The organism is Salipiger bermudensis, assembly GCF_017309175.1.
Taxonomy (GTDB): domain Bacteria; phylum Pseudomonadota; class Alphaproteobacteria; order Rhodobacterales; family Rhodobacteraceae; genus Salipiger; species Salipiger bermudensis.
In genome coordinates this window covers 157,809-170,627 of record NZ_JAEKJV010000006.1, presented here as the reverse complement: position 1 = coordinate 170,627, position 12,819 = coordinate 157,809, and the positions used below count along the sequence as shown (strand labels likewise).

Below are 12,819 nucleotides of genomic sequence, written 5' to 3'. Positions count from 1 at the left end.
TAGCGCGATGGCCGCCCCGGATCGAGCCTGCGCCGGCAATGAGGTCCGGAAACGGCGAGTGCGATTCAGCCGGTCTTCTTCTTGCCGATGCGCGGCTCGGTGCCGGTGCGCAGGCGGGCGATGTTGCTGCGGTGGCGCCAGAAGATCACGATGGTCAGCGCCACGGTCAGCGCGGTCAGCTCGTATTCGCGCATCAGGACCATCCACGCGGTCGACATCAGCGCCGCGACGAGCGCGCCGACGCTGGAAATGCTCGACAGTGCCGCCGCCGCGAGCCAGGTGGCGCAGCACATCAGGCCCACAGGCCAGCTCAGCGCCAGCATCAGGCCGAGGAAGGTGGCGACCCCCTTGCCGCCCTTGAAGCGCAGCCAGACCGGGTAGCAATGGCCAAGGAAGGCGGCAAGACCGGCGAGCTGCGCCGCGTCCTCTCCGGCGAGCCAGCGGGCCAGAAGCACCGCCACGGCACCCTTGCCGCCATCAAGCAGCAGCGTGCCCGCGGCGGCGGCCTTGTTGCCGGTGCGCAGCACGTTGGTGGCGCCGATATTGCCCGAGCCGATGCTGCGCAGGTCGCCGAGCTTCATGGCGCGGGTGAGCAGCATGCCGAACGGGATCGAGCCGAGCAGGTAGCCGATGACGGCCCAGAGCAGCAGCGGGAACGGGTCGGTGGTGAGGTCGGGCAGCATCAGGCGCTCCGGTAGACGGCGGTTCCGGCGACGAAGGTCGCGAGGACCTTACCCTGAAGCCGGGCGCCATCAAACGGTGTATTCTTCGACTTCGACTGCAGCTTGAAGCGGTCGAGCACGAAGGGCTTGTCGGCGTCGAACAGCACCAGATCGGCTGGCGCGCCCTTGGCCATGCGGCCCGAGGCGAGGCCAAGCCGCTTGGCGGGGTTGAGCGACAGCGCGCGGAACAGCGTCGGCAGCTCGAGCTCGCCGGAATGGTAGAGCCGAAGCAGCACCGGCAGCATGGTCTCGAGTCCGACCGCGCCCGACGCCGCCTCCTCGAAGGGCAGGCGCTTGGACTCTTCGTCCTGCGGCGTGTGGAAGCTGCCGATGATGTCGATCAGCCCCGAGCGCACCGCCTCGACCGTGGCCTGCCGGTCCTCCTCGGAGCGCAACGGCGGCTTGACCTTGAAGAAGGTGCGGTAGTCGGAGACGTCGAGCTCGTTGAGCGTCAGGTGGTGCATCGAGGTGCCGGCGGTGACGTCGAAGCCGTTCCTCTTGGCGCGCTCCAGCGCCGGAAGGGCGCGGGCGGTGGTGATCTGGTCGGCGTGGTAGCGCACGCCGGTCATCTCGACGAGCGCGATGTCGCGGTCGAGCCCCATGCGCTCGGCCATGGACGAGACCGCGGGCAGGCCGCGCAGCGAGGCGAACTTGCCGGAGGTGGCGGCGCCACCCTTCGACAGGCCGGGTTCCTGCGGGTGGCAGATCACCAATGCGCCGAGCGAGCGGGCATAGGTCAGGGCGCGCGACAGCACCTTGGTGTCGGTGGCCACGTGGTCGCAATCGGTGAAGGCCACGGCGCCGGCATCGAGCAGGAAACCGAGCTCGGTCATCTCGCGCCCGGCCCGGCCCTTGGTCAGCGCCGCCATGGGCAGCACGTTGACCGGGGCGTCGTCTTCGGCGCGGTCGCGGATGAACTCGAGCACCTCGGGGGTGTCGATCGCCGGGTCGGTGTCGGGGCGGGTGACGATCGTGGTGACGCCACCGGCCGCTGCCGCGAGCCCGGCGGTCTTGTAGCTTTCCTTGTGCCGGTCGCCCGGTTCGCCGACCTTGACGCCGATATCGACGATGCCCGGCGCGAGGAAGGCGCCGCCCGCGTCGATGCGGTCGGCATCGGCGACCTGCGGGTCGGGCTGGTCGAAGATCTCGGCGATGAGGCCGTCGCGCAGCAGCACGGCGCCGTCGGTGACGGTATCGGCGGCCGGGTCGATCAGGCGGGCATTGGTGAGGAGCGTTGCGGTCATGCGATGCGGTTCCCGGTCAGTCTCTGCGGTTGGCGGCGTCTGCCCGCGCAGGGGTGGAGTAGTGCAAGAGCGGCGAAAGGGAAAGGGTCATACGGTCTCCGCGCGGGGCCGTGCGGCCTCGATCCGCGCCACCACCGCCGCCGGCTCGGGTTGGAACTTGATCAGGTGCTTGTCGCCCGTCCGGGTGATGAGCTGCACGGCCGAGCCGATCCTGCGGACCTTGGAAAGATCGGCAAGCGCCACGTGGCGCTGCGCCGGGCCGTGCAGGGCGTCGCCGGTCATCTCCCAGACGTGCCCCAGCTCTTCGGACATCAGGTAACAGCCCCGCGCCGCCACCGCGGCCAGCGCGCCGACCGCGCCGGTCCAGACATGCGGCGTGTCGGTGAGCCAGAGCAGGATCATCGCGGCGGGCATGGCGAGCACCGCCAGCGTCACGTGGCTTTGTACATAGGTGGCGCGATCGGGCGCGAAGCGGGCCGCGGGGGCGCCGCCGCCGGTCATGTCAGCCCCAGAGCGAGCCAGCCGAGCACCAGCGCCGCCAGCACGCCGAGCCCGATCATCGCGAGCCGCGGCATCCGTCCCGCTGCCGGTGCCGTGCCGGCGGTGTCTCCGGCGGGGCGGCTGCGCGCGGCCTTGCTGCGGGGCGTGGGGCCGCGGCCGCGGGCGGCCTCTTCGCGGAAGGTGCCGACCCAGCGCAGCGGGCTGGCCACGGTCAGATCCTGCGTGACATGGTCGAAGGCCTGGTTGGGCAGCACGACCACGTGGCCTTTCAGCGCGTCGATGCGCGGGCGCATCTCGCGGAAATCGGCCCCCGCGAGCTGGTAGGCTTCGGCGAGATAGGCCGACAGGCTCATGTCGCCGAGATCGCGGATCGCCACCACGTCGACGAAGGCAGGGCGCAGGCGCTCGGCCCCGAGCCCGTATTGCAGAGGGTACTCGCCGGTGCCGGCCTGCGTGGTGTAGCGCTCGATCGCCTCTGGTGGCAGGTCGAGATGGAAGAGGCGCACGGTCCCGGTTTCGGAACCGTTGATCTGCATCTTCGTCATGCGGAGAGTTCCGTGGGCCGGGCGCGGAGATTGCGCGCCAGAAGGTCCATCGCCGCCATGCGCACCGCGACGCCCATCTCGACCTGTTCCTGGATCACCGAGCGGTTGATGTCGTCGGCGATGGTGCCGTCGATCTCGACGCCGCGGTTCATCGGGCCCGGGTGCATGACGATGGCGTCGGGCTTGGCATGGGAGAGCTTGTCGGCGTCGAGCCCCCAGCGGTGGTAGTATTCGCGTTCGGAGGGGATGAAGCCGCCATCCATGCGTTCCTTCTGCAGACGCAGCATCATCACCACGTCGACATCCTCGAGCCCCTTGCGCATGTCGTCGTAGATCTCGACGCCGAACTCGGACATGCCGGCGGGGATCAGGGTCGAGGGGCCGACGAGGCGGACGCGGTTTTCCATCTTCTGCAGCAGCAGGATGTTGGAGCGCGCCACGCGGGAATGGGCGATGTCGCCGCAGATCGCGATGTTGAGCCGGTGCAGGCGGCCCTTGGCGCGGCGGATGGTGAGCGCGTCGAGCAGCGCCTGGGTCGGGTGCTCATGGCGGCCGTCGCCGGCGTTGAGCACGGCGCAGTTGACCTTCTGGGCCAGCAGATCGACGGCGCCGGAATGCGGGTGGCGCACCACCAGCAGGTCGGGATGCATGGCGTTCAGCGTCAGCGCGGTGTCGATCAGGGTCTCGCCCTTCTTGATCGAGCTGGCCTGCATCGCCATGTTCATCACGTCCGCGCCGAGGCGCTGGCCGGCGATCTCGAAGCTGGCCTGCGTGCGGGTGGAGTTCTCGAAGAACATGTTGATCTGGGTCAGGCCGGAGAGCACGTTGGAGTGCTTCTCGCGCCGCCGCGACAGGGTCACGTACTGTTCGGCGAGGTCGAGCAACGTGGTGATTTCGTCGGGGCGCAGGGGCTCGATGCCCAGAAGGTGACGCTGGTCGAAACGCATGGCGAAGCTCCGTGAAAGATTGCCTGCGTGTATAAGAACCGTGAGGGGGCGCGACAAGTGGCAGCCCCGCATCCCGGGCACACTCCCGCCCACCCACCCCGTGCGCCCGGGATGCGGGGCGGCGGTGCACCTCGTGGCGGAGGCCGGATCGTGAGTATTTGAAACATGAAGAAGACGGCAGGGATTTCCGTCGTCGCGCGCTGGCTCTAAGATCGCCCGCATGGATTCGGGACTGGACTGGCATTACGCCCGCGCGGCGCTGGAGTGGCAGCTTGAGCTGGGCGCCGACGAGGCGATCGGCGAGACGGCGGTCGACCGCTTTGCCGCGGAGGTCGAGCTGCAGGCAGCTCGGGAAGCCGCCGCCGTGGCGCAGGCTCCGGCCAGGGGCGGCGCGATGCCGCCACCGAAGATTGACGAGGGGCCGGACCCGGTGGCCGTGGCGCAGCAGGCCGCGGCGGCGGCGGCCACGCTCGACGATCTGCGCGAGGCGATGGCGGCGTTCGAGCATTGCGAGCTCAGGCGCGGTGCCCGCAACCTCGTGTTCAGCGACGGCGTGGCGCAGGCGCGGGTGATGATCGTGGGCGAAGCGCCCGGGCGCGACGAGGACCTGCAGGGCAAGCCCTTCGTGGGCCGGGCCGGGCAGTTGCTCGACCGCATGCTCGGGGCCATCGGCCTGTCGCGGTCGGAGAACGTCTATATCACCAACGTGCTGCCCTGGCGCCCGCCGCAGAACCGCGACCCCAAGCCCGACGAGATCGCCATGCTGACGCCATTTCTGGCCCGGCACATCGCGCTGGTCGCGCCAGAGGTGCTGGTGGTGATGGGCAACATCTCCTGCGATGCACTTCTTGGCCGGCGCGGCATCACCCGGCTGCGCGGCAAATGGGCCGAGGCGCAGGGCCTGCCGGCGCTGCCGATGTTCCATCCCGCCTACCTGCTGCGCCAGCCGCAGATGAAGCGCGAGGCCTGGGCCGACCTGCTGGAGCTCAAGGCAAAGCTCCGGGCCGGGGCGTGAGCCGGCTTTGCGCCGCGTGTCTTGCGGTGGCGCTTGCATCCGGCCCGGCCCTTGCCGAGGCGCCGGGCTTCACCATCGACTACGACCGGCTCTTCGCGCGCGAGGCTGACGCGGTGCAGCGCCCGTCGCCGGGGACGGAATATCTCGAGTTGCCGGGGCCGGTGATCGTCGAGCGGCGCGGGGCGCGGGTGCGCGCCACCGACCAGAGCGGCTGGGGCCCGGCAGGCTGCGCCCTCGGGCGACTGGTGACGGCCGCGGCGGCGGTGCTGAGCTGCCCGGACCTGTTCTCGGAACGGCAGCGCGACCGGGTGGCGGGGCAGCTCCTGCGCGGGGTGGCGTTCTTTGCGGCCAACACGGTTCCGGCGATGGATCAGGCGCAGGCCCGCCGCGCGATGCAGGCGGCGTTGGCGCGGGAACGCTCCAAGCTCGCGCTCTCGTGTGCTGCCCGCGACGCCACGCCGCTGGCATTTGCCGCGCATATCGCCGAGGATCCGTCCCTGCGGCGCTTCGGCAAGATCTTCGAGACGCCGCGCCTGCCCGTGACCGCCCCTTGCCACTGAGAAGTCTTCGGAAGCCCGGAATGTCCCGTATCGACGAAACCAAGCAATTCATCCCCGTCCGCATCGCCGTGCTCACCGTCAGCGACACGCGCTCGCTTGCCGAGGACCGCTCCGGCGACACGCTGGTGCAGCGGCTGACCGAGGCCGGGCACGACCTGGCGGCGCGGGCGATCTGTACCGACGACCGCGACAAGATCGCCGCGCAGCTGCGCGCCTGGGTCGCCGACAGCGAGATCGACGTGATCCTGTCGACCGGCGGCACCGGGCTCACCGGGCGCGACGTGACCGTCGAGGCGCATCGCGATGTCTACGAGAAGGAGATCGAGGCCTTCGGGACGGTCTTCACCATCGTGTCGATGAAGAAGATCGGCACCAGCGCGGTGCAGAGCCGCGCCACCGGTGGCGTGGCGGGCGGCACCTATCTCTTTGCGCTGCCCGGCAGCACCGGCGCCTGCAAGGATGCCTGGGACGAGATCCTCGCCTTCCAGCTCGATTACCGGCATCGGCCCTGCAATTTTGTCGAGATTTTTCCTCGTCTCGACGAACATCAGCGACGGAAGTGATCATCTGGCGCGTATGAATACGGTGGCGCGCGGCTGCGACCGCACACATATGATATCCTGAAAGGGTCTTCAGAACCCGACACAACGGGAAGTTACGGTATGCGTTTCCTTCGTCAGAGCCTCGTCGGGCTCTTTCTGCTCTCTCTCACGCTCGGCATTCTGGTCTATGCCGGGGCGTTGGTGCGTGATGCGGTCGAGGCGCGGCTGAACGACGAGCCGCGCGTGCCAGAGGCGCGCGAGCGGGTCTTCGCGGTCAACGTCACACCGGCGCACTTCGAGACGGTGACGCCGGTCCTGACCGCCTTTGGCGAGGTGCAGAGCCGCCGCACGCTGGAGCTGCGCAGCGCCATTGAGGGCACGTTGATCGATCTGGCCCCGGATTTCGTCGAGGGGGGACGTGTCGCGGCGGGCGAGGTGCTGGCGCGCATCGATCCGGCCGACATGGAAGCCGAGCTGGCGCGCACCGAGAGCGCCGTGGTCGATGCCGAGGCCGAGCTGCGCGAGGCGCGCCGGGCGGTGGCGCTCGAGCAGGATGCGCTGACGGCGGCCCGGGAGCAGGCGGCGCTGAGGCAACGCGCCTTCGAGCGCCAGACCGATCTCGCGGCGCGCGACGTGGGCACAGCCGCGGCGGTCGAAGAGGCCGAACTCACAGCCTCGTCGGCGCGGCAGGCGGTGGTCACGGCGCGGCAGTCTCTGGCGCTGGCCGAGGCGCGGGTGGATCAGGCGCAGACCAGCCTGACCCGCGCACGGATCGCCCGGGACGACGCCCAACGCCGGGTCGACGAGACCGAGATCCGCGCCGAGTTCGCGGCCCAGCTCAGCGACGTGGCGGTGGTGGCCGGGCGGCGGGTCTCGGCCAACGAGCAGCTCGCGGTGATGATCGACCCCGACGCGCTCGAGGTCGCCTTCCGGGTCTCGACCCTGCAATATGCGCGGCTGCTCGACGACAGCGGACGGCTGCGGCGGGTGCCGGTGACGGCACGGCTTGAGCTCTACGGCGGGAACCTCGTGGCCACGGGAACGCTCTCGCGCGAGGGCGCGGCGGTGGGCGAGGGCCAGACCGGCCGGGTGCTCTATGCCACGCTCGATCAGGCGGCGGGGTTCAAGCCCGGTGATTTCGTCACTGTCGACGTGACCGAGCCGGCGCTCGAGCGGGTGGTGCGTCTGCCCGCAACGGCGCTGGCCCCGTCAGGCGCGGTGCTGGTGGTCGGTGACGACGACCGGCTCGAAAGCGTGCCGGTCACGCTAGTCCGGCGTCAGGGTGACGACGTGCTCCTGCGCGGCGAGGCGCTCGAGGGGCGCGACGTGGTGATGCAGCGCACGCCGCTTCTGGGCGCCGGCATCAAGGTCCGGCCGTTGCGCGGCGCCGCGGCACCCGAAGCGCCGCCGTCGCAGGCCGAGATGCTCGAGCTGACCGATGATCGGCGGGCGCGCCTCATGGCCTTTGTCGAGGGGGCGAACGGCATGCCGGACGGTGACAAGGAGCGCATCCTTGCCCAGCTGTCGCAGGACCGGGTTCCGGCGCAGGTGGTGCAGCGCATCGAAGCCCGGATGGGAGGCTGACCGATGCGCCAGATCCCCGGACAGGCCAGCGGCATCCTCAGTTATTTCACCCGCCACCCGACCGTCGCGAACCTGCTTCTGGTGATCCTCGTGGCTGCTGGGCTGCTTGCCGGTCCGAACATGCGGGCGCAGTTCTTTCCCGATGTGATCGACGACGATGTCACGGTGAACGTGAGCTGGGACGGAGCCGGGGCCGAGGATGTGGATTCCGGCATCGTGCAGTTGCTCGAGCCGACGCTGCTGGCAGTCGAGGGGGTGGTCGACACCACCAGCCTGTCGCGTGAGGGCAGCGCCCGGATCGACCTCGAGTTCGAGCCGGGCTACGACATGATGAAGGCGGTCGACGATGTCGAGACCGCCATCGACACGGTCACCGACCTGCCCGAAGATGCCGACGACCCGACGATCCGCAGCGGCGGCTGGCGCGACCGGGTGACCGACGTGGTGATCACCGGTCCGGTGGCGGTCGATCAGCTCGGCCGCTTTGCCGATGAATTCGTGATCCGCCTCTTTGCCGAGGGCGTCACCCGCACCACGATCCGCGGCGTCGCCGCGCCGCAGGTTATCGTCGAGGTGCCGTCCCGGAATCTCATCGGCCATGACGTGACCATGCAGGAAATCTCGGACGCCATCGCCGGCGAGGTCAACGCCAACCCGGCCGGTGACGTGAGCGGTGCCAATGCCCGCGTGCGCACCGGGGTCGAGACACGCAGCGCCGAGGCCATCGAGGCGATCGTGCTGCGTTCGGAGGCCGATGGCACCAAGCTCACCGTGGGCGACGTGGCGCACGTGCGGCGCGAGGGGATCGACCGGGCGCGGACCTATTTCGTCGGCGACAACCCGGCGATCTCGGTGCGGGTCGACCGCTCGGCGCAGGGCGATGCCATCGAGATCCAGCGCCAGGTCGAAGAGGTCGCGCGCGACTTTCAGGCCTCGCTGCCCGAGGGCACGCGGGTCGACCTGATCCGCACCCGCGCCGAGGCGATCTCGGGGCGGCTCAACATCCTGCTCGACAACGGCGCCATGGGGTTGGTGCTGGTGGTGGTGCTGCTGTTCCTGTTCCTGAACGCGCGCATCGCGATCTGGGTGGCGGCGGGCATTCCCACCGCCATGCTGGCAGCGCTGGCGCTGATGTATGCCTCGGGGCTGACGATCAACATGATCTCGCTCTTCGCGCTGATCATCACGCTGGGCATCGTGGTCGACGACGCCATCGTGGTGGGCGAGCACGCCGATCACATGTCGCGGCACGGGCTGGGCCCGGTGCAGGCGGCGGAGACCGCGGCGCAGCGCATGGCGCTGCCGGTGTTCTCCTCGACGCTCACCACGATCATCGCCTTCTTCGGCCTGACCGCGATTGGCGGGCGCTTCGGCGACATGATCCAGGACATTCCCTTCACCGTCATCATGGTGCTGATCGCCTCGTTGGTGGAATGCTTCCTGATCCTGCCCAACCACATGGCCCATGCCATCGCCTCGGCCAAGAAGGAGCACTGGTACGACCTGCCCTCGCGGCTGGTGAACCGCGGCTTCCGCTGGGTGCGCGAGCGGCTGTTCCGGCCGCTCATGGCGGGGGTCATTCGGGGGCGCTACGTGGTGCTGGCGCTCGCGGTGCTGGCCTTCGCCTCGCAGGCGGCGCTGTTCATCCGAGGCGACGTGCAGTGGCGTTTCTTCAACTCGCCCGAGCAGCCCTCGGTCACCGGCAACTACGCCATGGCGCCCGGCGCCACGCGCGAGGACACGCTGGCCCAGATGCGTCTGCTGCAACAAAGCGCCGAGGCGCTGGGGCGGGAGTACGAGGAGCGCTACGGGCTCGACCCGATCGACTACATGATCGCCGAAATCGGCGGCAGCGCCGGGCGCGGCCTTGCCGGAACCGAAAGCAAGGACGAGGATCAGCTCGGGGCGATCTCGATCGAGCTGATCGACGCCGACCTGCGGCCCTATTCCAGTTTTGCCTTCGTGGGCGAGCTGCAGGAGCGGGTCGAGCGACACCCGCTGCTCGAGGTGGTCAGCTTCCGCGGCTGGCGCTCGGGCCCGGGCGGCGATGCGCTCGACGTGCAGTTCTTCGGCGCCGACTCCGACACGCTCAAGGGGGCCTCTCTGGACCTGCAGGAGGAGCTTCTGCGCTTCCCCGAGGTCTCGGCGGTCGAGGACAACCTGTCCTACGACATGGACGAGCTGGTGCTCGAACTGACGCCGCAGGGCAAGGCGCTGGGCTTCACCATCGATGAGCTGGGCCGGGTGCTGCGAAACCGCGTGGCCGGTATCGAGGCGGCGACCTATCCTGACGGTCCGCGCAGCGCCGCGATCCGGGTCGAACTGCCTGAGGGCGAGCAGACCGCGGATTTCCTCGAGCGGATGCAGATGCGCACCCCCGACGGGGCCTACGTGCCGCTGGCCGATATCGTCAGCGTCTCGCGCACCACGGGTTTCTCCACGGTCCGGCGCGAGAACGGATTGCGGGTGATCTCGGTCACAGGCGATATCTCCGAGGACGATCCGGCGCGCGCCACCGAGGTCATGCAGGCGCTCGAGCAGGAGATCCTGCCCGAGATCGCCGCCACCCGGCAGGTGGAATGGCGGCTTGCGGGGCTCTCCGAGCAGGAAGACGCTTTCCTTTCCGACGCCTTGACCGGGCTGGTGCTGGTGTTGCTGGGGATCTACCTCGTGCTGTCATGGGTTTTTGCCAGCTGGACACGACCGCTGGTGGTGATGTCGATCATTCCCTTCGGGCTGGTCGGGACGATCTACGGCCACGCCGCGTGGGATGTGCCTCTGTCGATGTTCACGGTGGTCGGCCTGCTGGGCATGACCGGCATCATCATCAACGACTCCATCGTGCTGGTGACGCAGATCGACGAATACGCGCCCGACCGCGGCATCCTTCAGGCCATCATCGATGGCGCCGCCGATCGTCTGCGTCCGGTGTTCCTGACCACCGCCACCACCGTGCTCGGCCTTGCGCCTCTGCTCTACGAGCGCTCGGCCGACGCGCAGTTCCTAAAGCCCACGGTGATCACGCTGTGCTACGGGCTGGGCTTCGGCATGGTGCTGGTGCTGCTGGTGGTGCCGGCTCTGATCGCCGTGCAGCACGATATCGCGCGCCACATCGCCGCCTACCGGCGCGGCCTGCGCTTCCGCCACGGGCGGGTGCGCGCCCTGATGCTGATGGCGTTCGCGGGTGTTCTGGGCTGGCTGGCCGCCACCATGGGTTATGTCGCGGTCAACGGGGCGCTCTGGAGGCCACTGGCGCTGCCGGCGCTGGAGATGCTCTCACCGATGATGGCGGGGTTCCTGCTCTTCGCGGGCGGTGTCGGCGCGGCGGTGCTTGTGATCTGGGCCATCGCTGCGCTGGCCTTCGCGCTCAGCCGGCGCTCCCGGGCGGCCTGAGGCCGGGCCTGGAAGGCTTGAGCATCGGAGCGGCGCCCCGGCTCGGTCCGCTCAGCTGTCGCAGCCCTGGATATCGACCGCGTGGCTCTTGCCCAGCACGGTGATGCGCAAGCGCGAGCGGTCGAGCATGAAGGGCTTGCCGTCCATGTGCATGAGCTTGGTCTCGGTGACCAGCGTGCCGCCCTCGCGATAGGTCTCTGGCTCGGCGGCCCAGACCGTCGGCTGACCGCTCTCGACCACCGCCTCTTCGCGACCGCCCGCACCGGGCATGTCGATCTCGGCGCGCAGCTTGAGGCCGCGCTTGGCGGGGCTGACGGTGCAGCGCACCGCGCGGACCGAGGCCTCGGCCTCGGAGAACGGCGCCGAGGCCATGGCGGCGGCAATGCGGGGGTCGGGCTTGCCACCCGCAGGCAGCGTGGCGTCGATCTTGAGCGTGTGCGGCAGGCAGATGTCCTTGCACAGGCCAAGCTGCATCTCGGTTTTCAGCGCGATCTGGCCGTCGCCGCGCGGCGTGATGCGCAGCGGCAGCACGAGCTCGTCCTTGTAGCCGACCGAGCGCATGCCGGATTGCCAGAACACGTGCGGGGTCGGCCAGAGCACATCGATCCGCCCGGCATTCTGGGAGCCGGCCCAGTCGAAGGAGGGCGGGATGCCGGCATCGCCCGGGGCGCGCCAGTAGGTCTTCCAGCCCGGCGCAAGCGCAAGATGCAGTGCCGCCACGTGGTCGCCATTGGCCAGCCGCCAACCGGGCAGCAACTGTGCCTCAACCGGCTCCTGCGCGAGGGCAGGGGCGGTGGGCAGGGCGAGGGCCAGACAGGTGGCAAAGGCTGAGGTCAGGCGGCGCAACATGCTAAATCACATGGCGAGTCCGGACTGAAATGCCAAGTCACATTGAGTCGAGCCTGCCGTGTCCGTTTCGATCTGTTGCACCTCCTCCCTTGCCTCGCGCGGGGGCGGGGGCCATGTTGAGTGCAGACACTGCACGGAAAGCCCCTCTCATGGACAGCGCCTCTGAGCCGACCGATCTCACCGGTAAGATCCTCATCGCCATGCCCGGCATGGGGGATCCGCGCTTCGAGCATTCGGTGATCTATCTCTGTGCCCATTCCGAGGAAGGGGCGATGGGGCTGATCGTGAACAAGCCCTCCGCGGATGTGAGCATGGCGGCGCTGCTCGAACAGCTCTCGATCACCCCATCGCCGGGGCTCGGGCCGCGCCAGGTGCATTTCGGCGGCCCGGTGGAGATGGGGCGCGGCTTCGTGCTGCACTCGCCCGACTACATGTCCGGGCTGACCACGCTGCAGGTCAATGACGGCTTCTCGATGACCGGCACGCTGGACGTGCTCGAGACCATCGCGAGGGGCGACGGACCGGCCAACTGGATGGCGATGCTGGGCTATGCTGGCTGGGGGCCGGGGCAGCTCGAGGAAGAGCTGACAGCGAATGGCTGGTTGGTCTGCGATGCCACGCCCGAACTGGTCTTCGAGACCGCGGATGCCTCGAAATGGGAGGCGGCGCTGAACTCCATGGGGGTCTCGGCGCACCTGCTGTCGGCCGAGGGCGGCCGAGCCTGAGAGTGCCGGACAATTCGGGAGCGATGACCGGGGGGCTGGGGGCGCTGCCCCCGCCCGCGCTGGCGCGCGGACTCCCCCGAGGTATTTTTGAACCAGAGAAGATCAGGCACAACGCCCCTGTCTTCTTCTGGCCTCAAATATCCCCGCCGGAGGCCGGCCGGACATTGCGGCCGGGCGCCGGGTCGGGGAGGG

The 12,819-nt window shown here is 69.3% G+C and carries 12 protein-coding genes; 6 read left to right on the top strand and 6 right to left on the bottom strand.

The window, feature by feature from the left end; all coding sequences use genetic code 11:
- Positions 1-65: 65 nt before the first annotated feature.
- From plsY to JF542_RS10220, 5 genes are all read right to left on the bottom strand, one after another.
- Positions 66-683 (bottom strand): glycerol-3-phosphate 1-O-acyltransferase PlsY, encoded by a 618-nt coding sequence (plsY, locus tag JF542_RS10240; RefSeq protein ID WP_207075764.1) that lies wholly within the window; start codon positions 681-683, stop codon positions 66-68.
- A complete protein-coding gene (pyrC, locus tag JF542_RS10235; RefSeq protein WP_207075763.1) occupies positions 683-1,966 on the bottom strand; it encodes a dihydroorotase in 1,284 nt (427 codons plus the stop codon). Before pyrC ends, plsY begins: the two co-directional genes overlap by 1 nt.
- A gap of 87 nt (positions 1,967-2,053) precedes the next feature.
- Complete coding sequence (locus JF542_RS10230) at positions 2,054-2,467, bottom strand: hypothetical protein (RefSeq protein WP_207075762.1); 414 nt, start codon at positions 2,465-2,467, stop codon at positions 2,054-2,056.
- On the bottom strand, positions 2,464-3,012 hold the full coding sequence (locus tag JF542_RS10225) for a hypothetical protein (RefSeq protein WP_007795185.1): 549 nt from the start codon (positions 3,010-3,012) through the stop codon (positions 2,464-2,466). Before JF542_RS10225 ends, JF542_RS10230 begins: the two co-directional genes overlap by 4 nt.
- Positions 3,009-3,959: an aspartate carbamoyltransferase catalytic subunit gene (locus JF542_RS10220; protein WP_007795182.1), complete on the bottom strand. Its 951-nt coding sequence runs from the start codon at positions 3,957-3,959 to the stop codon at positions 3,009-3,011. The genes JF542_RS10225 and JF542_RS10220 overlap by 4 nt, the downstream gene beginning before the upstream one ends.
- Before the next feature lie 220 nt (positions 3,960-4,179).
- Here JF542_RS10220 and JF542_RS10215 point away from each other — a divergent pair, with 220 nt between their 5' ends.
- The 5 genes from JF542_RS10215 (at position 4,180) to JF542_RS10195 (ending at position 11,053) form a co-directional block, all read left to right on the top strand.
- The gene (locus JF542_RS10215; protein WP_207075761.1) at positions 4,180-4,974 is read left to right on the top strand and encodes a uracil-DNA glycosylase; all 795 of its coding nucleotides are present in this window, start codon (positions 4,180-4,182) and stop codon (positions 4,972-4,974) included.
- Between the two features lie 26 nt (positions 4,975-5,000).
- Positions 5,001-5,534: a hypothetical protein gene (locus JF542_RS10210; protein WP_207075760.1), complete on the top strand. Its 534-nt coding sequence runs from the start codon at positions 5,001-5,003 to the stop codon at positions 5,532-5,534.
- A 20-nt stretch (positions 5,535-5,554) separates the two neighbouring features.
- On the top strand, positions 5,555-6,097 hold the full coding sequence (gene moaB, locus JF542_RS10205; RefSeq protein WP_207075759.1) for a molybdenum cofactor biosynthesis protein B: 543 nt from the start codon (positions 5,555-5,557) through the stop codon (positions 6,095-6,097).
- Between the two features lie 99 nt (positions 6,098-6,196).
- Positions 6,197-7,660 (top strand): efflux RND transporter periplasmic adaptor subunit, encoded by a 1,464-nt coding sequence (locus JF542_RS10200; protein WP_207075758.1) that lies wholly within the window; start codon positions 6,197-6,199, stop codon positions 7,658-7,660.
- A 3-nt stretch (positions 7,661-7,663) separates the two neighbouring features.
- Positions 7,664-11,053 carry an efflux RND transporter permease subunit gene (locus tag JF542_RS10195; protein ID WP_207075757.1) on the top strand — a complete coding sequence of 1,130 codons (3,390 nt, stop codon included), beginning with the start codon at positions 7,664-7,666 and terminating at the stop codon, positions 11,051-11,053.
- A 51-nt stretch (positions 11,054-11,104) separates the two neighbouring features.
- Here JF542_RS10195 and JF542_RS10190 read toward each other — a convergent pair whose 3' ends face one another.
- Positions 11,105-11,902, bottom strand: a complete 798-nt coding sequence (locus JF542_RS10190) for a protein-disulfide reductase DsbD domain-containing protein (RefSeq protein WP_207075756.1) — start codon at positions 11,900-11,902, stop codon at positions 11,105-11,107.
- 149 nt (positions 11,903-12,051) lie between these two features.
- Here JF542_RS10190 and JF542_RS10185 point away from each other — a divergent pair, with 149 nt between their 5' ends.
- Positions 12,052-12,627: a YqgE/AlgH family protein gene (locus tag JF542_RS10185; RefSeq protein WP_207075755.1), complete on the top strand. Its 576-nt coding sequence runs from the start codon at positions 12,052-12,054 to the stop codon at positions 12,625-12,627.
- Positions 12,628-12,819: the final 192 nt, after the last annotated feature.